We start from the raw sequence: 22,173 nt of genomic DNA, 5'->3' as shown, positions 1-22,173 counted from the left end.
GCTTTCTCCTGAATACGCGTGAATTCCATTGCCTTCGCGTACGCAGGACGAACAGAGCTCAGCCTCTATAACGCATCAGCCCTCTATAGCTGTACCTTAACGTTAGCCTTGCCGTGTTCGTTGCTGCTCACCTTGTAGGGCCAAATGCAGGCGCCTGAGTCGCGAAGGTACAGTCTTCCCTGGCAGGTCTTCGGACTCAGGGGCATGAACCTGCTGGTTCTGCCTTGCGTGGCGACTTCCCGGCTTGCGCCAGTGTCTTTTTACCACGCTCGTTCCCCAATACCGCTGCGCGTCAGTTCCGGATTCTCACCGGATTCCAAATACCATATCTGGTATCTAACCAAGGATTTTGGCACTATATACGGTAAATATTAGAGGGACAAGGCACTTTTCCCGAATCCACCGGTCTCTCACAAACACACAGCACACGGGACACATTCATGCACATATCCACACGCCCTGTTATCTGGCTACTGTTTGCAGCGTTCAGCCTGGCTTCTCCGCACCTGCTGGCACAAGAGCCGCTGTTGCCGGAATTCTCGAAAATGACGTCGCTGTCCGATGGCTGGGAGCCACTGGAATTTCCCAACATAGAACAGCACTCACGCTACGAACTGGTTCAGGATGACGGTTTGCAGGTGGTGAAAGCGCAAACCTCCGGCGGTGCGTCTGGCCTGATTACGCGGCTGAACATAAAGCCGGATGAGTCGCTGATACTTCGATGGCGCTGGAAGGTGTCCAACGTCTTTGAAAAAGGCGACGCCACAAAGAAGTCCGGCGATGATTACCCCGCCAGAATTTACGTGGCCTTCGAGTTCCAGCCAGACAAGGCAGGCTTTTTCGAGCGAGCGAAGCGTAAGACCGTAGAGGTGCTGTTTGGCGAGGAATTGCCCGGCAATGCCCTGAACTACATCTGGGCAAACACCCTGCCCGAAGGCGAGTTTATTGATAACCCATACACCGACAAAACCGTGATGGTTGCCGTCAGTTCCGGCAACGAAAAGGCTGGGGAGTGGTTAAGCATTGAGCGGGATATTGTTGCGGATTATCGCAAGGCGTTCGGGGAAGCCCCACCGCCTATCCGGGGCATCGCAATCATGTCGGATTCCGACAACACGGGTGAGCAAGCAACGGCCTGGTATGGTGATATCAGCCTCACCCCGGCAAGTTCTGACTAACCATCACATCTAACGGTGCGCCCGGGGAAATCCGGGAATAAAAAATCCGGGGGTTACATCCTGAACAGGTGGCGCCTCGCCGCGGTTCACCATGCGCAAATAGGCGTCGTCGAGCTCGTCCCTCAAAAGAGCGGCCCGGGGGCTTGCCAGGGAAAACAGCCAGGCCGAATTACGCGTGCGTATTTTCGATTCTCGAACGCGGCGGTCGGAAGGCTGAATCAGGATTTTTTGAACCGGCTCTCGATAATCCAGAACATAATCGCCCCGTTTCAGTTTTAGCATGTCAATCGCCGCACGATGATTGGGGGCTTCGGTAAGACGTATCCGGCTGGAGGCCTCAAGCCAGGAAAGCAAGCCACCATAGGTATAACCGCCAATCACAATGACCGTTCTGTTATTGAGCTGGTCGAGATGCGTCAGTGGTTCTGTCGTTTCAAGGTGCCAGGCGCTCATCTGCACGGGAAAAACATTCACCCAGCTTTCGAGCACCTCTTTTTCCAGGCTCGGCACACCGGAAAGACCGAGCCATAAATCCACCGTCCCATTTTTCAAATACAGATAAATCCGGCTCACGGGCAGGTAGATAAACTCTGCATCGTAGCCTGCTTCCTCAACGACCTTTCGAGTGAGCTCTACAAAGAGGCCTGCCGGCTCGCCCTTTTCATTCTGAAATTCGATGGGGGGAAACTCGGTGTACGCGATACGCACGCTGCCGCGAACGCTATCGGCTTGAACCGGGCTGGCCAGAACAACAACCGTCAGCCACACAAAAACAATGGCCAGGCGGGCAACAGAAAGCGAAGGCGAAAATGAGTTCCAGAGTCTGCGCATGGCGTCACACTAAATAGACGAGTTGTTGATCTGCATACGCAGAGATTAACAGGTCTGTTTAGAAAGGATACAGGCCGCCAGCTCAAAAAAGCGGCAACGATCAAATATGAAAGCTCACCATGTACAGGCCAACACCGCCCATAACCACGGTATATGGGAACGCCATAACCACCATCCGCCCGTACGAAAGCCGCACCAGCGGTGCAACGGCCGAGGTCAGCATGAACAGGAATGCGGCCTGCCCGTTAGGGGTTGCTACACTGGGCAAGTTGGTTCCTGTGTTGATCGCCACGGCCAGGTCCTGGAAGTGCTCATAGCTGATACTGCCGGCATCCAGAGCCTGTTTGACCTCACTGATATAAACCGTCGCAACAAACACGTTATCGCTGATCATGGAAAGCAGGCCATTGGCAATAAAGAACATGCCCGGCTGTTGGCTTTCCGGCAGCGACAGCACGTAATCGATAATCGGCGCGAACAGATGCTGCTCGTGAATCACCGCCACCACCGCAAAAAACACCACTAGCAAAGAGGTAAACGGCAGTGATTCCTGAAACGCCTTGCCTATCTGGTGCTCGCCAGTAATCCCGGTAAACGACGTGATTAGAATAATAACCAGCAGGCCGATCAGGCCTACTTCTGCCAGATGCAGGGCCAAACCAAGCACCAATATAACCGCCGCAACCCCCTGCACCCAAAGCGCAGCCTGATCGGCCTTGGTGCGCTTGGCGCGCTCATTATCAGCAAATTCTTCCAGCACCCGCCGAACCGGCCGGGGAAGCCTTCCGCCGTAACCAAACCAGCGCATTTTCTCGAGCACCCAGCAGGTTAGCAACCCGGCGGCCAGCACGGGCAGGCTCACTGGCGCCATGTGCAGGAAAAACTCGACAAAGTCCCATCCCACTACCTTGGCAATCAACAGGTTCTGCGGCTCACCCACCATGGTCGCTACGCCGCCAAGGGCGGTGCCTATGGCGCCGTGCATCAACAGGCTGCGCAAAAATGCCTGGAAGTTCACCAGATCCTCACGGTGCAGCTCAACTACTTCCTCATCACTGCCCGCATTATGTTCACTGCTTTGGTAACCCTTACCGGAGGCCACCTTGTGATAAACAGAGTAAAAGCCAACCGCAACGCTGATGATGACAGCGGTTACGGTTAACGCATCAAGAAACGCCGAAAGCACTGCGGCGGCACTGCAGAACAGCAGTGATAGAGCTGATTTGGAACGCACGCCTACCAGTATCTGGGTAAACGCCACCAGCAGCAGTTCCTGCATGAAATAAATGCCCGCCACCATGAACATCAGCAGCAAAATGACCGGGAAATTGGTCAGCACCTCCGAATACACCGCGTCCGCCGTGGTCAGGCCTATCAGCAGCGCCTCTATCGCAAGCAATCCGCCGGGCAACAGCGGGTAGCACTTCAGCGCCATGGCGAGGGTAAAGATAAACTCGGCGATCAGAAGCCAGCCTGCCGTGACCGGCCCCAACAGATACATCACAATCGGATTGGCAATCAGAAACAGTACAATAAACTGCTTGTACCAAACGGGGGCGTTGCCGAGAAAGTTGCTGGCAAAGGCAGAAAACAGCGTCTTGGGCATTGCGGGATTCTTCTGGGTTAGCGGGCGGATACACTATGTGGCGACAAGCCTGAATCTTCCTGTGCCCATATTTACGACAAAGATACAGGATAGATCCATTCTTTTGTAGCGCCAGCCCGCCGGGCCGTCATCGTGAGTTAGCGGGAAGCGGTATTAAAAAGCGCTCTGAACGACCGATATTGTGACAGCGCGGCGTCACTTCCTATGGCCATCAGTTTGACCTGTTCTCCGGGCAAACACTGAGCTAACCTTGACGCAGACAACGGTGAGAGAGAACCAAAGCGGGGGTAACCGCCGATGGTCTGGCGATCATTCAGCAATACAATGGGCTGGCCATCTGGCGGCACTTGCACGCCACCCAGGTTAATACCCTCGGAGACAAGCGTGCTGATCTTGCAACTGAGCTTGGGGCCCGTCAGGCGCACGCCCATGCGATCTGCACGGTCATCAACCTTCCACCAGGTATTGAACGCGTCAAACAGGCTGCGGCCGGTAAACTCAGCAATCTGCGCGCCCGGCAAGAGGTCCAGCGTCGCCGGTTTTTTGAAATCAGGTATAGCCTCTTCGGGGGCGTGTGTCGGCCCCTCGTTGCCCTGCGCCTCTGCGCTGCGCACAAAAAGTTGGTCGCCCTGTGCCAGCTTGGCGCCTCTGCCGTCAAAGCCACCCAGATTTTCTCGGGTGACACAGGCAACGCTTCCCAATACCGGTTCGGCCACAAATTCACCACTAACGGCCAGATACGCCCGAAGCCCGCTCACCGGCGCGTCAAAGGCTAGTGTCTGCCCCTCTTTCCAGGTAATTCGCTGCCACAGTGGCACCGGCTTTTGGTCCAGTGTTGCACCCAGATCAGCGCCGGTAACGGCTATTTCCAGATCCCGCCCGGCCACCAACTGCAAACCACCGAAGGTGATCTCCAGATTGGCCGCGCCCCAAGGGTTGCCAACAAGATGATTCGCCCACGCCCAACAATACACGTCGGCCGGACCACCCTGGGTAACCCCCAGGTGGCGAACACCAAATCGCCCGCTGTCTTGCAGCAGGGCGAGAGGCCCGGCACGAAGAACTTTGATACAGGGTTCCGAGTGAGTTTGCTGCCTCATGCTAATGGCTCCGTGGGCGTGGTATCGCCGCCCTCACGTTCAAATTCGTCACGGCTCACGGGCACAAAGCGCACCTGATCCCCCACTCTTAACAGGCTGAAGCCTTCACGTTCTCGATCAAAAAGCCGGGCACTGGTGCGACCCAGCAAATTCCAGCCCCCTGGCGTCGGCGCGGGATAGGCCGCCGTCTGGCGCCCGGCCAGGGCCACACTGCCAACCGGCACCCGCCGGCGAGGCGTATCCAGCCTGGGGCATTCAATACGCGGATCGAGCAAACCCATAAAGGCAAATCCGGGCGCAAAGCCCAACGCAAACACCCGGTACACTTGCTCACTGTGGATTTTAATCACATCGCTGACGCTGATATCGGCATGCTCAGCCACCCGTGACAGTTCCGGGCCTACGCTTGGGTCGTACCAGGTTGCAAGTTCGTGTACCTCGCCGGTGTTGGTGCTTCCGTCCGGTTCCAGGTCTGCCAGTATCGTATAAATCATCGTCCGGGCCTGAGCGGGCGACACCCTCAACGGATCAAAAACAACCAGCAGCGTGGTATAGGAGGGCACCAGATCAATCAGCGCATCACCAAACGCCTGTTCACACCGGCGTGACAGTGCGGAAAACCACGGCAGGTTGTTCTCGTCGATGGCGTCGAACAACCTCACGATCCAGCTATCAAGCCCTGCGGATTCGAGCATTGAACGGTGTAAATCGGTTCTCTGGCTCATGATTTCTCCTCAGGCAGCGGAAGTGCAACGTAGGCTCGTTTATGTTGCCACTGACTGGTCAAGAACAGAGCGGCGCTGACCACGAGTGACCCCACTAACGATAGCGTAAAAGTCAACATGGGCGGCAACTTACCCACGGTAAAAGCCAGTACTACACAGAACGCGACGAGGCTCAGCATACCCTTTTGAGCAATGGTCACGGTTGCCCTTGCAACGTGTGAGCCGTAGCGCTCATGCAGTGTCCAGCTGATCGTCGAAAGCCCCACGGGGAACCCCACCAGAACGCCAGACAGCAGCGGGCCTGATTTGGTCGCAACCGTTGTTGCAATGCTGACCAGCACGCCGGCTAACAGGCCTCGCAACAGCACATCAAACCACCCTGCTCTGGCAACCACCACGGGCTGGCCAAGCTTCAGCGCCAGCCGCACACCTTCTGCGATCAGCAATACCACGCCATACAGCAGAACGGCGCCCCATACGCCTCCCGGTGTTTTAAAAAAAACCAACGTGGACGGTATCCAGCACGCGGTTGCCAGGCCGAGACTGGCCAACGCGCTCATCCGGCCCGCCGTCATCACAAAACAAATACTGAACACCAGTGTGCCCACAAGCGCGTGCAGTGTAGACAACGCGGCCGACTGTATAAACTCAACCGGGCGCTCCTGCAACATAAAGTAGTAACCAGGGCCCAATATGATTGGCGTTCCCGCAAGGATTCCACCCAGCCTTGGCCCCAGCTTGCTGACCGCGAGGGAAACGCCAATCACCACCGATGCGGTGGCAATCAGTTTGACCAGAATAACCTCAAACATCGTTACTAAAGCACCTTTTCCATTGCCTGTGCCGCACCAAGCAGCGCACTGTCAGCGCCGTTACGCCCCACCAGCATAAGACCGCTTGGCAAATCACCCGGGCGATGATTCGGCAGCGTAATTGAGCACAGGTCCAGCAGGTTTGCCACCGTTGGGTTGCGCAGAACCAACAGATTAAGACGCGCATAGTCTTCGTCGGTTTCGAGATCCGTCAGCAAAGGCGGCTCAACGGGTACCGTCGGGGCCAGAAGCCCGTCAAAAGAGGCGAGCCACTCATCAGCCTGCTTTTTGCGGGCAGCCCGGCGGCGCAATAGCTCGAGATAATCCGCCGCACTGATGCTCGCGCCTCTCTCGATACGGGTTCGTACGCGAGGGTCGTATTCATCCCCATGCTGTTGCAACCACTCGCGGTGGATGTGGTAACTTTCGGCGGCAGTGAAGCCCCCGCCCTCCAACAGTTCTGGCAGCGCGTCCAGCACCGGTGCTGGCGCTTCTTCAATATGAGCTCCGCCATCCCGCAGCGCTCGAAGGCTGCGCTCAAACGCCTCAGCAACAACCGGGGACACGTCATTCAGCATGTAATTGGTCGGCACCACAAAGCGCCGGCCGCGCAAATCAACCGGGTTCTTTTGCCGCCAGCGCTCGCCGGCCATCACCGCATCCAGCCGCGCGCAACACTCAACGCTGCGGGCGATCGGGCCTATGGAATCGAGACTGTCGGATAAGGGGAACGAGCCCTCGCGAGGTATTCGTTGTTGGGATGGTTTGAAACCTACCAGGCCACACAGGGCGGCAGGAATGCGTACCGAACCGCCGGTATCACTTCCGATGGCCGCAACCGCCATGCCGTGGGCCACCGCCGAGGCCGCACCGGATGAAGACCCGCCGGATATTCGCCCCGGTGCCAGGGGGTTCGCAGGCGTGCCATAGTGCGGATTGAGCCCCAGCCCGGAGTAGGCGAACTCCGTCATATTGGTATGCCCGGTAATCACTGCCCCTGCCCGGCGCAGGCGGGAAACAATTAGTGCATCACTGTGTGCTTTTTGCGCCCACCATCTAGACCCTGAGTGGGTTACCTCACCCGCCACGTCAAACAGAACCTTGAGTGCGATCGGCAGCCCCGCAAGCTCACCCAGAGGCACGTTACCCTTCTGGAGCGCATCGATGGCGGCCGCTTCGGCTTTTGCCGTGCGGTCAAAGCGGGCGGTATAAACCTGATTGGCGGGGTCATCATGCTGGTCAATATTGTCCAGGCAGGTTTCAAGCAACCGGCTCGCCGGCCACGAGTTCTGACGGATCCCATCAAGTAACGACGCAAGTGTCGACTTGGTGAGATCCACAGGTGCCTGCCCAGACGTTTGCTTCATTTCACCACCGATAACGTTTTTATGCGATAGGAATGCTCAAGGTTTCGGCCCGTTACCGGATCCTCAAGAACCATGCGAAACGCGTCAGAAGGGCGTACGCCGCCGATGACCGGCAGAGTGCCACACAGCATGGCCTGACCGGGCTCAAGCGTTGCCTCATTCCGGCCAAATCGTTGCAACAGGTCCTTCGGGTGCAACAATCCGGTTACTCCGCCTTGCTGGTAGAGCACTTCTTCACCGTTAAAGGTGGCGTAGGAGTACATTTTCAGCTCGTCCCAATAATCAATAACGCTGTCCAGCGGCCAGACCTGGCTACCCACAGGCTTGGCGCATACCTGCTTGGAATGCGCCACTGACCAAGCCTCCGCTTCCCGATCGGTATGATCTGAGCCTATACCCACAAACGTGCCCTGCTCGGTGCCAATCAGAACAACCTCCACTTCGCCACTGGATTCGCGACCCAGCACCTGCACCGTTTCCGCCGTGGTCAACTGATCCGCCGATACGCGGTAGAACAAGGGCGTGCTTGAAGGCGGTGTAACGCCAATCGCCTTGAGTTCTTCGATGTGTTCGTCTATTCCCGCCTGCTCACGGCCTGCCCATCCCGCAATAATGAGCTCCTGAATGTGAACCTCGAACGCCTCTTGGGTATCTGCCCGGTAAAATGTTGTCATAAATCAGTCCTGTTTTTGCTATTTGCAGGTGAAAATCAACCCAGTACTCCCGGCAGGTACAAAGCCAGAGAAGGGAAAACAATAAGCAGTACGACCATGATCAGCATGAACCCTACGTACGGCATAGCGCCCATCATTACGTCGTTGAACGAGCCGCCTTTTCGAACACTCTGCACCACGTAAAGGTTCAGCCCAACCGGCGGTGTGATCAGCGCCATTTCAATCAGAAGAATCAGCAAAATGCCAAACCAGACCGGGTCAAAACCCAGGGCAATAATAATGGGCGCGACAATCGGAATGGTAATCACCATCAGCGACAGCGTCTCGATGAAAAAACCGAGAACAATGTACATGGCGATGATAATCAGCAGCGTCAGGTAAGGCCCGAAGCCGGCGGACTCCAGAAACGAGCTCAGCTCTCGCGTGATGCCCGTTGAAGCAAGCACAAAATTGAGGAAATAAGACGCGATGATGATCAAAACGATCATGCCGGTGGTGCGCATAGTTCCCTCAAGTGCTTCAACCACAACGCTGACACTCAGCTTGCGCATGAAAAGCGCAATCAGAAGTGAGCCGATGACACCCAGGGAAGCCGCTTCGGTGGGCGTTGCCCAGCCCGCATAGATTGAACCGACAACAATACCAAACAGCGCCAACACGGGTATCAGGCTCGTAAGCCCTGCAAAACGCTCACCCCACGTATGGTGTGTGCTGGGCCCACCCAAAGAGGGTCGCCATATGCAGATCAGCGCGGTGCCCAATACAAACAGAAATGCGAGGAGTAGGCCCGGCACAAGACCCGCTGCAAACAGGCGGGGAATCGAAGTTTCAGTAAGAAATCCGTACACGATCAGGTTGATCGAAGGCGGTATCATGATCCCGAGCGTGCCACCGGCGGCAATTGAGCCGGTGAACAGCTTTGGATCATAGTTCATGGCCTTGCCTTGCGGAATCGCCACCGTGCCGATGGTGGCGGCGGTCGCGACGCTTGAGCCTGACGTTGCTGAAAACAGAGTGGCGGTGGCTATATTGGCGTGGAGCAGCCCGCCGGGTAGCCAGGAAAGCCAGCTTTCAAGCGCACGGTAGGTGCTTTTCGCGATCCCGGTTCGAACCAGAATCTCACCCAGCAAGATGAACAGCGGAATGGCGATCAGCAGAAAACTGTCGGATGCCGACCACAATACATCCCCCATTGCGTTAACCAGCGGGAAGGGAGAGAAAAACTCGTCAAGAAACAGCCCCAGCACGATCAGTGTGGCGGCAACCGGCACGCTCAACACGAGCAGAACCAACAAAACAACCAGCGAGATAAGTATCATGAGGCGGCTTCCCTGTTTTCTTCAGCGACCTGCTCGTCAAGCGTCGGGCTGCCCGCAATTTTTTGCACGTCTTCGAGGTTCCAGCTCAACAAACCAAAAAGAACACGGAGCGATAACACAATCACAGCGATACCAAACCAGGCCAGTCCAATCAGCCAAAGCACCTGAGGTATCCAGATAGGCGTGCCGAGGGGCGTGTTTGCCCTGGCGCCGCCGGTGTAAGACAGTTGAGTAACCTCAAAGGCGGCACCCACAACAAGTATGCAAAAGAGTGCCAGAGACAGCAGCGCAACCAGATCAAGCACACTGCGCACGCTGGTGGGCAGTGTGAGATACAAAGCATCAATACGAATATGCGCTTTGCGCATGAGGGTATAGGCGAAAGCCCAGCTTGAGCTGATCGCCATGATGTAACCCGTCAACTCGGTGGCGTGAACACCGGATCGACCAAAAAACTGACGCGAAAACACCTCAACTGTAACGAGCCCGACTGTCAGAAGGATCAGCAAACCGCCCGCCCGGGCCAGCCACAATGATCCGATATCCACGCCGACGAGTAGCCGATCCAGCCCATTATTGATCTGTTGTAACATAGGATTCTCCAGGGCGCGTGCGGGCGGCTATGTGAGCGCACGCACGCGTTCAACCGACCCGCATATTATTTGGTTGCCGTAAGACCCGTTACTTTGCCAATGGTCTCGTTCCAACGGTCAACCCACTTCTGATCCACACGGTTTGCCCAGTTGGGCAACAGCGTGGCTTGAAGATGACGAGACACTTCGGTGAAGTCTTTATCGGTCGCCTCCACAAGCACCATGTCGCCAGGCTCACCACGTGAACACTTGCCCTCGCCGGTCAGGCAGGCGATGCCTTCGCGTGTCTCCTCAACGGCCGAGTCCCACACAGGGTTCTCATAGTTGTCGTGAATCTCTTTTTGCAGCCACTTTTGCGTGTCTGGCGACAATGACGCCCACTTTTTGCCGTTCATGGCTGTGATCACGTAGTCCCAACCACCGACAGGTAGCGGATAAAGGTGCGTGGACACTTCTTGCCAGCCAGAGCTGTAACCTGAGAGCGAACCGGTGACGGCACAGTCGATAACACCTCGCTGCAACGCGCCCGGCACTTCGCTGAAGTTCAGAGTGATGCCTTCAGCGCCCAATGTTTCCAGGAACTCAGCCGTGGTGCGACCGCTGGCGCGGATCTTCTTGCCTTTGAGGTCCAACAACCCTTTAATTTCAGTATTACAGAACACCACCTGGGAGGGATAAGGCACAACGGCGAGCAGTTGCGCATTGTCAAAACGCTCGACGAACGCTTCCGCAAGCACGGGGCGATAGGCTTCCGCTATTTTCCGTGCCGTCGCCACATCCGGAGCCATCATCGGCATGTCCAGGCCTTCAAGTTCCGGAGCATCTGCTACGGCATAGTCAGCCACGGTGGAGGTCACTTCGATGACGTTGCGCGCCATCAAGCGATAAACCTCACCTCCGCCCAAACCCATTTGATCAAAGGTTGTAACGTCCGTTGTAATCTTTCCATCGGAAGCTTCGGGAACGTGATCCTGCCAGAACGGTTTCTCAAAGTTTTTGTACAGCGACAGGCTGCTCCAGCTGCCAACATAGGAAATATTGGTGCTGTCCAGTTCCTGAGCCGATGCCTGTGAGGCAACCACCAATAAAGCGGCGGTTACGGCAGAGGTGAGGTATTTTCGTGTAGTCATTGTTATCGTCCTATTGTCGTTGTTTTGGTGTTACAACAAAGCCACCTGACTTTCAGGGATGTCCGTGACCAACATGTGGCCCGGTGTGTGTGTAATCGCAAATTCGATTCCTGAATCCATCAGGACCTGCTGCGGCGTAACGCCACAAGCCCAGAAAACCGGAATTTCATGGTAGGCTATCGAAACCGCATCGCCGTAATCCGGTGAATTCAGGCTCTGTATTCCAATCAATGACGGGTCTCCAAGGTGCACAGGGGCACCATGGGTCTGGGGAAAACGCGTGGTGATCTGCACCGCACGAATGGCGGCGTCGGCCCGGAAGGGGCGCATGGATACAACCATATTCCCACTGAAGCCGCCGGCGGGTCTCAGGGGAATCGAGGTTTTGTACATGGGCACATTGCGCCCTTCCTCGATATGGCGCACGGGTACGCCATTCTGCAGCAGAGCGTGTTCGAAGCTGAACGAACAGCCAATCGCAAACGTAACCAGATCATCGCGCCACACGTCTGAAACGTCGTTCAGCGTGCCGTCGAAGGTGCCGTTGCGGTAAATTCGATAAGAAGGCACGTCCCGGGCAATGTCCAAGTCTTTGCCCAGCACATCGCATTGCCGTTCACCCGGCTCGCTGACGGCCAGCACCGGGCAGGGCTTGGGGTTTGCCTGGCAAAAGCGCAAAAAACCATTAGCCTGCGCCTCCGGCAGTATGACCAGATTGACCTGAACAAAACCTTTCGCCATTCCAGCCGTGGAGCCAACCAGCGAACCATTGCGGGCGGCCAGCCTGACATCATCGGGCGTTAAATAGCGCTGAGCGTGATCGTGGGGAGCCATGTTTCTGCCTTATTTTACTTTTTATTAAAATTAGCGCAGAAACAATGATAAGTACAAATCGAATTTTAGAATCAACTTTGATAGAGAAACATGATCAGCCAGCAATGATGCGACTGTCAGGGGCGTTTGGCCGCCACAATTTTGAGGGAAAGATCTGCAACGGCCCGCACAACGTTTGCGCCTGGCGCAGCGCAATACGCCATGTTGAAAACCAGGTCCGGAATACTGGCTTCCACCTGGAATTCCCGAAGTTGGCCGCTTGCGAGCTCTCTTGTGATGATCTCTTTTGGCAGGGCGCTGACGCCGATACCGTCCAATGCCATGCGGATAATGGTGGATAACGAGGAGCTGGAATGAATCTGGGTTGAACCGTTCATTTTATTGATCAGGCTGCGAATATTAACGTGGGGCTCGCTCATTCGCGGGTACGTAATAATCGGAATTTTTGACAGCCGGGAAAGGCTTACAGGTTCAGGGGGCAACGTGAGTTTCGGGCTGACAACCCATATCAGTGAGTAGCTGTAAAAAGGCGCGTTGAAAAAACCTTCGTGTTTCACCTCACCGATCAGGAACGCAATATCAATTTCCCGTTTGAGCAGTTTTTCCGCGAGATTGACGGATATGTCCACATCCAGTTCAAGGTTTATGGCCGGGTAGGTTTCATTGATTCGTTCGATCAGTTCAGGAAGCCAGGTATAAGCGATGGTCTCGGCAACGCCCAACCGAATGCTGCCCTGAATGGCATCCGGGCTGGCTACGGTTTCAAGCAAATCGGCATGAAGCTGAAGAATTTTTTCTGCGTAGACAAGCGCTTGTCGGCCTTCGGTTGTGAGCACCGCATTGCGCCCCGACCGATCAAATAACTCGATGCCAAGCTCATCTTCCAGACCGGCAATTCGTGCTGAAATCGTGGGCTGCGACGCGTACAGCTTCTTCGCCGTCGCTCGAAAACTGCCAAGCTTCGCAATCCAGAAGAAGGTTTCCAGCGACTTGATGTTCATAGCCTGGTGTTCATAACTTCGCGTTCATAAATGTGGGATCACAATAAAGTTGGTAACTCTGCGAAAAGCGACAGTTCAGATTCAAAGCAATTCCCTTCTGAGAATATCGCGTTGTTCCTGTTAAGCGCCCTCTAGACAATAAGTGGACACGACCATGATGCTGGCAACGCACGGCTCAGTATAGTATTACCGGACGCTGTTGTCCGGCAGAAGGAGAAAGGCCTCATCTTTTTCAATGCAGATAGAAGCCTCTCTCTAGCATCCGCTAACAGGCAAGGTAATCTCCCCAAGAAACCCCTCTTAAAATGGGGGATCAGTCACACTTATCAGAGCAGAGGACGGGAGGCGGGGCCGGCATAGCGACCTGGCGCCGGTTCCGCTGGCCCGCCAGCGGTATCAGCAGCGGGCAGAAGGCTTGCGGGTGGGGCCTTATCTCGCAGTGCAGACCGAATATCTCCTCGATCAGTTCCGGGTTCGCGGTCGCGGCCGGCGAGCCCTGCGCACAAATGCGCCCCCCCTTCATGTAGATCAGGTGGTCGGCGAATTCGAACGCCAGATTCAGGTCATGAAGCACCAACACCAGAGTCTTGCCCTGCTCCCGATTCAACTGCCAGATCAGGTTGAGCAGGTCGTACTGGTGGCTCAGATCCAAGTAGCTGGTGGGTTCGTCCAACATCAAAATGTCGCTCTGCTGAGCCAGCACCATAGCCAACCAAGCCCGCTGCCGCTGACCGCCAGACAGGGTGCCCAGTGATCGCTCCGACAGGTCGTGCAGGTCGGTCTGCGAAAGGGCCTCTTCCACGGCGGCACGATCCTCACGGCTGGGGGGTAGAAACGGACGCCGGTAGGGGTAGCGCCCCAGCATCACCAACTCCGTCACGGTTAGCGTTTCGGGGGCATTGGGGTGTTGGGGCAAAAAGGCCAACCGCTGAGCTAGCCGCCGGGCAGGGGTAGCTGCGAGATTCTCATCGCCAATCCAAACTTGCCCTCCCTGCAACGGATGCAGCCCCGCCAGAGCCTTGAGCAGGGTTGATTTGCCGGAGCCGTTTGCGCCCAGCAACACACTGATGTGTCCGGCAGGAAATTCCAGGCGGCCCTCGTCAATCAAAAGAGTACCGCGATAGCCGACGCGAAGATTCGTGGCGCGAATCGCATGCTTGTTCATTGTATCAGGCTCCTCGGATGCGTTGCTGCCAGAGCAGCAGCAAGATAAACAAAGGCACCCCGAGTATCGCTAGCATCAGTCCCGCAGGCAGTTGCACAGGGGCGAGCAAACTGCGGCCCAACAGGTCGGCCAGCATCGCCAGTAGCGCGCCGTAGCCAAGGACGGGCAGGCCTAACTTTTCCGGTTGCGGGGGGTGCAGTCGACGGGCGATATGGGGGGCCAACAGGCCAACGAACCCCAGAGTGCCTGCGGCAGCCACGGCCACAGCCCCGAGGACGCAAGCCATCAACAGGCAAAGGAATTCAATGGTACCGGTACGGGCACCCAGCATACGGCTGCTGAGGGGGTCCAGCATTAGCGGCCCCAGCCGCTGACAAAGTAACCAAGACGCCGGCAGCAGTACCAGTGACCAGCCCAGGGTGGTCAACAGCACCGTGTCGTTAGCGGTGGCAAAACTGCCCGCCAGCCAGGTCATCACCATAGCCAGCCGTTGTGTCTCCGATAAGATCAGCAGACAACCAATTAATGCACTCAACAGACTGCTAAGCCCAACTCCCATCAGAATCAGGGCGATAGCGGCGGTCCCTCGACTTAACAGCCAGAGCAGGGCCATGCTGGTCACGCTTCCCAGCACACCGAACAGTGGCAACCAATGGGGCGAAAGGTCCGGCAGGATCAGCATTCCCGCCACAACCGCCAAGGCCGCGCCCTGGTTGACGCCGATAATACCTGGATCGGCCAAGGGGTTGCGGGTCAGAGTCTGTAGCAACAGTCCGGCCATACCCAGGCTCGCCCCCACTAGCGCAGCCACCAGCACTCGGGGTAGACGCAGTTCGCTGATGACTCTTACGATCAGCTGACGGTGACTGTCATCCAGTAACAGTGAAAGGGTCTCGATACTGCCATTCAATAAGCACAATCCCATGACAGGGGGCAGCAGCCAGAGATAGGGGGCCATGATTGCGCGTCGGTTCATCTGCTCAAGTATCTGCGTCGAACCAACCATATGAACCATGGCACGCCTAGCACCGCGAGAGCGACACCAGGAGGCAGCCGGTCGTCGCTGTCCAGATTGAAAACAAACAGGTCCGCCAGTGCCAGCAGCAGGGCGCCGAGCAGCACACTGCCTGCCAACTGACGGCTGGATTGCTCGCCGATCCAGAGCCGGGCCAGATGGGGCACCACCAGCCCGACAAAAAGGATGGGACCACTAACCGCCACTGCGGCTGCAGTTAGCAGTAGGATGACGGCACTTACTCCCAGCAGGATCAGCCGGGGGTTGGCACCCAGCCCTCGAGCCGTGTCGCTACCTGTTTCCAGCAGCTGCAATGGACGACTCAATAGCCCTGCCAGTAGCAATCCGGTGAGCACCAGGGCCGCCAACGGGCGAATCTGATCCGGTTCCACCAAGGACAGAGAGCCCGCTAGCCAGAAACGGATCGCATCCAGCGCATGCTGGTCCAAAATCAAGGCGATGGTGGTCAGGGCCCCGAACAGGGTGCTTAACAGAGCGCCAAACAGCAGCAGGCTCTCTGCTGCCAGCGCGCCGGTCGCGAGCCGGACCACACCGAACACCAACGCCATGGCCAAAGACGCACCGCTCAACGCCGCAATAAAGCTGTTCACTGGAGTAAACGGCCAGGGGGAGAGCAACAGACAGACCAATCCCAAGGCTGCACCCTGGTTCAGTCCCAGCAAACCAGGGCTGGCCAGAGGGTTGGCGGTTAAGCGCTGCAGTAGACAGCCGGCGCAACCCAGGGCCGCCCCCACAAGCAGTGCGGCAAGCAGGCGCGGCAGGCGCAACTCCGTTAACACCAGACGGTCTATAGCGGTTACGGCGGCCTCGCTCCCACTCATCAGCCGCCAGAGTTCCATTGCGCTGTAATCGACCTCCCCGGACAACAGAGTAGCTGGCACCACCAGGAGCAGAGCGAGCAACAGCCAGGAAAAGCGACGATCAAGGGCCGGGATAATCATGAATAATCTGCTCCAAGTCAGTCAGGACGCGTTCGGCGGCAAGGGGACCGATACCCAGCATCCAGTAGCCGTCGTCTACCTCATAGACACGCCCCTTGAGTCTTGACCAGAACAACGAGCGCTGCCAGCGTCGAACCAGCGATCCCTTTTCGGGAGCGTACTCGCTGAGTAGAACAATATCGCCGTCCAGCAGATCGATCTGCCTGGGGGAGCGCAGTCGCCTGGCGAAGCCGTTGCCAGACTGGGAATCAGGCCGTTGCAGACCGCAGCGTTGCAGCAAATCACCGATAAAGGAATCTGGCAGATAAAGCCGTATGTGCGTCTGCATGGAGCGCACCACGGACAATGTGGGCCGGCCCTTGGCCTCATATTGATGGCGAATCCGTCGGCAGCGGCGATCGATTCTACTCAACAGCGTCTCAGCTTCGGCGTCCCGACCAAGGGCCTGGGCAAACAAACGCAGGTTGCCGGCCCAAGTTGCGCCTACAGTTTCACTTAACACCGTCGGAGCAATAGCCGAAAGTAACGGATAGAGTCGACCATGGCGCAACCGGCTACCCAGAATCAGGTCCGGCTTCAATCGCATCAGCCGTTCCAGGTCTGGTTCCTGTACCACGCCCAGGGACTTCACCCGGTGTTCGTCCAGTGTCAGATAGGCGGGGAACTGGCCTACCTGATAAGGAGTGGTGGCGGCGACAGGCATTACCCCCAAAGCCAAAGCGATATCCAGCTCTCCGGTATCCAACACTGCCACCCGTTTCGGCTCAGGAGGAACGCAACTGCTGCCCAGCGCATGACTGACGGGGCGGCAGGGACCCGGCGCCGCCCCTACCATAGGCGACTCGATGGCAGCCAGCAGCAGGACGACCAGGATCGTTGCTCTTACCATTGATAAGCATAGCTGGCTTTCAGTGTCACTCCCGAAGCCGGAATATGGCTGGTGTTGTTGCCGTTGCGCAGCAACTGGCCATAAGCGGTGAAGTAGTCTTTGTTGAGCAGATTCTCGACCCCCAGGCTTAAGGTGTGCTGGTCCAGTTGATAGCGGGTAAAATAGTCAACGGTGGTGTATGTTTTCACCTCGCGGCTGCCGAAACCCACCTGATCCTCGAAGGCATCGTCCCGAGAACCACTGTAGTTAACCTGCAGACGATGGAACCAATGCTTGCTGGGCGCGTATTCGGTGTAGGCGCGCATTTGCAGCGGCGGAATCCGGAAGCCGTTCAGGGCTTCCCAGCGCTGATCGTTCTCGTCAAAGCGTTCCCCTTCCATCCAGGACAACAGCCCTCCCAGTTTCCAGCGGGCGTTAATGTGGTGATCCAGGGTCAGTTCCAGACCGTAGATCCGCTCCTCGGAGCGTGGTAGATATAAAGTGAAGTTCTGGATGCTGGTCTGGCCCAGATCCGATTCGCTATAGAACATTGTGGCGCTGGCCTGAGTGCTTCCCCAGTCGCCACGAACGCCCAGCTCGTAATTATCGGTCTTGAGCGGTTTGAGCTGAGAGTCGCTAACATCGAAACCGACAGGAGCGTAACGCAACCGCAGGCCAATATCCGGCAGCTCGAACCCCTGGGAGAAGCTACCGTATACCTCGGTGGCATCGCTTAGGCTGTAGACTAAGCCGGTGTTGAACAGGTAGTCGTCATAGTTCACCTCGCCCCCCTGGATGGCATTACCCTGTCCGAGCGTGGCGAAATCGTCAAAGGAAGCGGAGACGTATTCGAAGCGAGCGCCCAATTCACCCCGCAATCGGTCGGTTAAATCATGCTCAAGCTGGGCAAAGGCACCGATGTTATCCTGAGTGATGGGTGGCATAAAAGTGCGGTCGCCGGTATCAATAAACACCCGCCCGCCGCTATTATCGAAAGCACTACCGTCATAGGTGGTGACTGGCTGCTCCGACTTCTCTCGACTCAGGTCCAGCCCCCAGCGCACCAGACTGTCTTCGCTGATATCGGTATTGAAAGTTACGCGCCCCCCCAGAGTCTCGCTGTCGAGAAAGGACTGAGAAAGAACCTGAAAGTTACTGAAAGCACGACCGTCGAAGGGGGCGAAGCGTGCGTGATAGTCGCGGTAATAAGCTTGGGCATCCAGACTGCCCAGCAAGGTCTGATCCGCGGACCAGGCTAGATTGAGCTGGGTGTTGCGGGTCTCGTTCTGCTTATCCAACTGTAACCCCGGGATTGCCCGCGCCTTGGCGCTGCCCGGCGGCAGGGCCGCAACCGAAGGATCGGAGGCGAAATCGGTATCCTGCTCCGCATCGAAGTGGTTCGCAGAGAGGGTTAGCGTGCCGCTATCGAGGAACCATCTTAGCTTGCCTGCCAGACTCAGGCTGTCGGTGTCGGACAGATCTCCCTGACTGGGCTCGGGGGCGATCCGGTCGCCGTCGGCATCAAAGAAAGCGCCCCGGCGCTCCCACGCCAGATTGAGGCCGTAGTCGAAGACATCACTGCCGCCACCCAGATATTGCTCGCCCCGGTAACCAAGACCGTCTTTGTTTATCTCGGTCAGGGCGCTTTGCAGCCCCAGGGTGGTGGTGGCGCCGGCCTCATTACGGCGAGTAATGATATTGACGACACCGCCGGCGGCGCCACTGCCGTATACGGCGCTGGCGCCCCTCAGCACCTCGATGCGCTCGATATTGGCTACATCGATATTCATGAGATCACGGCTGATGTTGCGGTTGGTGTTCTGGGGAACGCCGTCGATCAGCACCAGTAGATTCCGCCCACGAAGGCTCTGATTAAAGTTGGTCAGAGTCTGACTGGCGGGCGCCATGCCGGGCACCGTCTTGGCTAACACCTCACCAAGATTCCGGGAGGTCTGGAACTGAGTATCCAACTGCTGGCGATCGATCACGGTGACAGCATGGGCGAGTTCGTTGGCGGCCATGCCCTGACGGGTGGCAGTGACGACCAGTGTGTCCATCTCGGCGATAGGAGCGGACTCCTGGGCGTTCGTGACAGGAGCGAAAGAGGTAACGCTCACCGTGAGAAGCATGAATGGAAGTGTTTTGTTGTGGATCATACAGTGTCAAACTTTTGCTGGTGACTAGGAGGGATGCTGTTCTAAATGACAATACTTCGCATTTGTATTCTAGTCAACTGTTGCGGCGCAATTCAGAGAAATTGATGTAAGCGCTTAATAGCTATGGAGTGCTCTTCGTGAAACGAAGCCCGCGCACCAGGGCGAGCCGAGCTGGCGGCTGCCGCTGGACGGTCGCTATGGCGCCGCCATTGGAAATGCCATCGATATCGTCAACAAGAGGGCGATTCCTTCGCAACTTGAACTGCTCTTGTTGAGAAACTCGTTACGAGCCGGTTCGCAAACTCTGACTGGTCTGCTGCAACAGCTCAGCCGTTTGAGCACCACCGGGGCAGAGCTGAACGCTATAAGGCTTTATGGCCACAGTGACCCTGAGGGCGAAGATTTCCCGCTTCTGGTCAAACACTCACAGAACGCTACCTCGGACGACATCGCTAGCAAATCTCCGTTGGCAAGGTATTTGACTGACGGGCTGGCAAAGCTAGGACTCTAGTGACACAGGAAAGCATTCTTCGGAGTGGTGATAGCTCGCGCTCGCTTTTTCGGGCTTCAAGTTTGTATGGCAGGCTCCAAAGCCCGCCAAAAATTCAACATGATGGTGAGCCCGAAAAGCTAGAAATCTTTCAAACGTGGCTTTTATGGGAATATTGGGTTTGGTCATGAGACGGCGACCAGGAGCAACTGACCAGCACTATTAGTCAGTCACCAAGTTTATTATGTGGTTACCGACTTTATTAAGACCCCACAAATGAATGTGATCTCGTAATAAAGTTGGTAACAAAACGCATCTTTAGGCCTTATTTTACGATATCAGGCCACTTATAAAAATAAATAAAGTTGGTAACTTTCGAGGACCCTTGCAGAAAATCGACCAGTTTCCGTCGTAATAAAGTTGGTAACTCTTCGAAATTAAGCCGGTAAGCTTCAAAGCAATTTTCCTCTGAAGGCATCGCATTGTTCACGTTAAATGTACACTAGAAAATAAGGGGCACTATCGTGACGACGACAGCTCCTGGCTCAGGAATTCACAATCCAGTTCGCTGGCTGCATATTCCGGCCCATCGTGAACACCCATTCTGGACGAACGTGAACACCTATGCTGGTTTAACGTGAACAGTCATTCCGGTCGAAGATGAACGTTTTCCGGTGATTTTCCGGAATCAGTGTTCACCATGCCGGAATCGGTGTTCACGTTCAACCAGAATCCCTCTTAACGCATTGTATATTCAACCGTTTGCTACTCTGGTTCCTTTTTTTGGGGACCAGGGTCATGGCAGCAAAGAGAATTCCAATGCGCAAAATCAGAGAATTGCTTCGCTTGAGGCTGGAAGCCGGGCTCTCGATCCGGCAAATCAGCGCCAGCACCAAGACCAGTGTGGGAGCCATCCAGAAGCTTCTGGCCCGGGCCGATTCCTTGGAGATTACCTGGCCATTGCCAGAGGACCTGGACGATGACCGCCTGGCAGCCATGTTCTATCCCGGCTCCGATCCCACCTCGTCCGCCCGCTATCAGGTACCGGACTGGGCGACCGTCCATCAGGAACTCAAACGCAAAGGTGTGACCAAGCAGTTGCTGTGGGAGGAATACACCGCCCAGTATCCCAACCGGTGTTACAGCTACTCCCAATACTGTGACCGCTTCCGGCACTGGCAAAAGCAGCAAAAGCGTTCCATGCGCCAGATCCACAAGGCCGGTGAAAAGTGCTTCATTGACTACTGTGGCCCCACCGTACCGATCATTAATCCGCAAACCGGTGAAATCCGCACGGCCCAAGTGTTTGTTGCCGTGCTGGGGGCCTCCAATTACACCTACGCCGAAGCCACCTGGAGCCAGGGGTTGCAGGACTGGCTAATGAGTCACGTGCGCACCTTCGAATACTTCGGCGGTGTTCCGGAAATGGCAATCCCCGATAACCTCCGTAGCGGTGTCAGCAAAGCCTGTCGGTACGATCCGGACCTGAACCCCAGCTACCAGCAACTGGCAGCGCACTATCAGGTCGCGGTGCTACCAGCACGGCCCTACAAGCCCAAGGATAAATCCAAAGCGGAAGTGGGCGTACAGATCGTTGAACGCTGGATCCTGGCGCGGTTGCGCCACCACACCTTCTTCGCCCTGGCCGACCTGAATCAGTGCATCCGGTCCCTGCTGGAAGACCTGAACAGCCGGCCGTTCCGGCGGCTGCCGGGCAACCGGCAGGAGGCCTTCAAGACGCTCGATCAGCCAGCCTTGAGGGCACTGCCCAAACACCCCTATGAATACATCGAGATCCGGCGTTGCCGGGTCAACATCGATTACCACATTGAGTTCAGTCAGCATCATTACTCGGTGCCGCACCAGTACGTTGGAGAGCAGGTAGACATCCATGCCAGTGAGCGACTGGTACAGATCTACTTCCGGCAGCGGCAGATCGCCAGCCACCCACGCAGCCATCAGTACGGCATCACTACCGAGTCAGGGCACATGCCCACCCGTCATCAAAAACAACAGCAGTGGACGCCTGGACGGCTTAAGAACTGGGCCCGGGACATTGGGCCCGACACGCTGATCTGGATTAGTGATCGGCTGGAGGAGCGGGAGCACCCGGAACAGGCCTACCGGGTCTGTCTCGGGTTGCTCAATCTGAGCAAGGAGTATCCCAGTGAGCGCCTGAATGCCAGTTGCCGTATTGCCAACCGCGAAGGCCTGGACCGACTGAAACACATCAAGGCCATTCTCCGGAGCAACCGCGACAAGCTGCCAGAACAACTGCCCTTGCACACAGAACTGCCCCAGCACCACGAGAACATCCGTGGCCCGAAGAGCTTCCACTAGGACACCA

General features: G+C 56.5%; 19 protein-coding genes and 1 riboswitch. Of the genes, 2 read left to right on the top strand and 17 right to left on the bottom strand.

Translation table 11 applies throughout. From position 1 onward, the window contains the following. Positions 1 to 164: 164 nt before the first annotated feature. Positions 165 to 360: riboswitch (cobalamin riboswitch) on the bottom strand. A gap of 185 nt (positions 361 to 545) precedes the next feature. Continuing rightward, positions 546 to 1,178, top strand: coding sequence for a DUF3047 domain-containing protein (locus ENI00_RS03250; RefSeq protein ID WP_304098770.1), 633 nt, complete (start codon positions 546 to 548; stop codon positions 1,176 to 1,178). Positions 1,179 to 1,187: 9 nt separating this feature from the next. On the opposite strand, the gene ENI00_RS03245 is transcribed toward ENI00_RS03250, so the two are convergent. The 17 genes from ENI00_RS03245 to ENI00_RS03165 form a co-directional block, all read right to left on the bottom strand. Beyond that, a complete protein-coding gene (locus tag ENI00_RS03245; protein WP_304098754.1) occupies positions 1,188 to 2,009 on the bottom strand; it encodes a substrate-binding periplasmic protein in 822 nt (273 codons plus the stop codon). Between the two features lie 100 nt (positions 2,010 to 2,109). Next, positions 2,110 to 3,615: a sodium/proton antiporter NhaB gene (nhaB, locus tag ENI00_RS03240; protein ID WP_304098751.1), complete on the bottom strand. Its 1,506-nt coding sequence runs from the start codon at positions 3,613 to 3,615 to the stop codon at positions 2,110 to 2,112. Between the two features lie 137 nt (positions 3,616 to 3,752). Further along, positions 3,753 to 4,715, bottom strand: coding sequence for a biotin-dependent carboxyltransferase family protein (locus tag ENI00_RS03235; protein WP_304098749.1), 963 nt, complete (start codon positions 4,713 to 4,715; stop codon positions 3,753 to 3,755). After that, positions 4,712 to 5,440, bottom strand: a complete 729-nt coding sequence (locus ENI00_RS03230; protein WP_304098744.1) for a 5-oxoprolinase subunit B family protein — start codon at positions 5,438 to 5,440, stop codon at positions 4,712 to 4,714. Before ENI00_RS03230 ends, ENI00_RS03235 begins: the two co-directional genes overlap by 4 nt. Then, positions 5,437 to 6,252: a hypothetical protein gene (locus ENI00_RS03225; protein ID WP_304098742.1), complete on the bottom strand. Its 816-nt coding sequence runs from the start codon at positions 6,250 to 6,252 to the stop codon at positions 5,437 to 5,439. The genes ENI00_RS03230 and ENI00_RS03225 overlap by 4 nt, the downstream gene beginning before the upstream one ends. A gap of 5 nt (positions 6,253 to 6,257) precedes the next feature. Then, a complete protein-coding gene (locus ENI00_RS03220; RefSeq protein ID WP_304098740.1) occupies positions 6,258 to 7,619 on the bottom strand; it encodes an amidase in 1,362 nt (453 codons plus the stop codon). Further along, positions 7,616 to 8,293 (bottom strand): DUF2848 domain-containing protein, encoded by a 678-nt coding sequence (locus ENI00_RS03215; protein ID WP_304098738.1) that lies wholly within the window; start codon positions 8,291 to 8,293, stop codon positions 7,616 to 7,618. Before ENI00_RS03215 ends, ENI00_RS03220 begins: the two co-directional genes overlap by 4 nt. Positions 8,294 to 8,328: 35 nt before the next feature. Further along, entirely contained in the window at positions 8,329 to 9,612 is a 1,284-nt protein-coding gene (locus ENI00_RS03210; RefSeq protein WP_304098735.1) for a TRAP transporter large permease, read from the bottom strand. Then, positions 9,609 to 10,205 (bottom strand): TRAP transporter small permease subunit, encoded by a 597-nt coding sequence (locus ENI00_RS03205; RefSeq protein ID WP_304098733.1) that lies wholly within the window; start codon positions 10,203 to 10,205, stop codon positions 9,609 to 9,611. Before ENI00_RS03205 ends, ENI00_RS03210 begins: the two co-directional genes overlap by 4 nt. Positions 10,206 to 10,270: 65 nt before the next feature. Then, the gene (locus ENI00_RS03200; protein ID WP_304098731.1) at positions 10,271 to 11,335 is read right to left on the bottom strand and encodes a TRAP transporter substrate-binding protein; all 1,065 of its coding nucleotides are present in this window, start codon (positions 11,333 to 11,335) and stop codon (positions 10,271 to 10,273) included. A gap of 30 nt (positions 11,336 to 11,365) precedes the next feature. Continuing rightward, entirely contained in the window at positions 11,366 to 12,169 is an 804-nt protein-coding gene (locus ENI00_RS03195; RefSeq protein ID WP_304098729.1) for a putative hydro-lyase, read from the bottom strand. 116 nt (positions 12,170 to 12,285) lie between these two features. Then, the gene (locus ENI00_RS03190) at positions 12,286 to 13,170 is read right to left on the bottom strand and encodes a LysR family transcriptional regulator (RefSeq protein ID WP_304098727.1); all 885 of its coding nucleotides are present in this window, start codon (positions 13,168 to 13,170) and stop codon (positions 12,286 to 12,288) included. A gap of 313 nt (positions 13,171 to 13,483) precedes the next feature. After that, positions 13,484 to 14,278: an ABC transporter ATP-binding protein gene (locus tag ENI00_RS03185; protein WP_304098724.1), complete on the bottom strand. Its 795-nt coding sequence runs from the start codon at positions 14,276 to 14,278 to the stop codon at positions 13,484 to 13,486. A 61-nt stretch (positions 14,279 to 14,339) separates the two neighbouring features. Next, positions 14,340 to 15,311 (bottom strand): FecCD family ABC transporter permease, encoded by a 972-nt coding sequence (locus ENI00_RS03180; RefSeq protein WP_304098722.1) that lies wholly within the window; start codon positions 15,309 to 15,311, stop codon positions 14,340 to 14,342. Further along, on the bottom strand, positions 15,308 to 16,312 hold the full coding sequence (locus ENI00_RS03175) for a FecCD family ABC transporter permease (protein WP_304098719.1): 1,005 nt from the start codon (positions 16,310 to 16,312) through the stop codon (positions 15,308 to 15,310). Before ENI00_RS03175 ends, ENI00_RS03180 begins: the two co-directional genes overlap by 4 nt. Then, the gene (locus tag ENI00_RS03170; RefSeq protein ID WP_304098716.1) at positions 16,293 to 17,201 is read right to left on the bottom strand and encodes an ABC transporter substrate-binding protein; all 909 of its coding nucleotides are present in this window, start codon (positions 17,199 to 17,201) and stop codon (positions 16,293 to 16,295) included. Before ENI00_RS03170 ends, ENI00_RS03175 begins: the two co-directional genes overlap by 20 nt. Beyond that, a complete protein-coding gene (locus ENI00_RS03165; protein WP_304098712.1) occupies positions 17,195 to 19,336 on the bottom strand; it encodes a TonB-dependent receptor in 2,142 nt (713 codons plus the stop codon). Before ENI00_RS03165 ends, ENI00_RS03170 begins: the two co-directional genes overlap by 7 nt. A 1,288-nt stretch (positions 19,337 to 20,624) precedes the next feature. Here ENI00_RS03165 and istA point away from each other — a divergent pair. Then, entirely contained in the window at positions 20,625 to 22,166 is a 1,542-nt protein-coding gene (istA, locus tag ENI00_RS03160; protein WP_304098710.1) for an IS21 family transposase, read from the top strand. Positions 22,167 to 22,173: the final 7 nt, after the last annotated feature.

The sequence above is a fragment of the Marinobacter antarcticus genome (assembly GCF_011049865.1).
Classification (GTDB): Bacteria; Pseudomonadota; Gammaproteobacteria; order Pseudomonadales; family Oleiphilaceae; genus Marinobacter; species Marinobacter antarcticus_A.
This window is presented reverse-complemented; position numbering and strand designations above follow the sequence as displayed.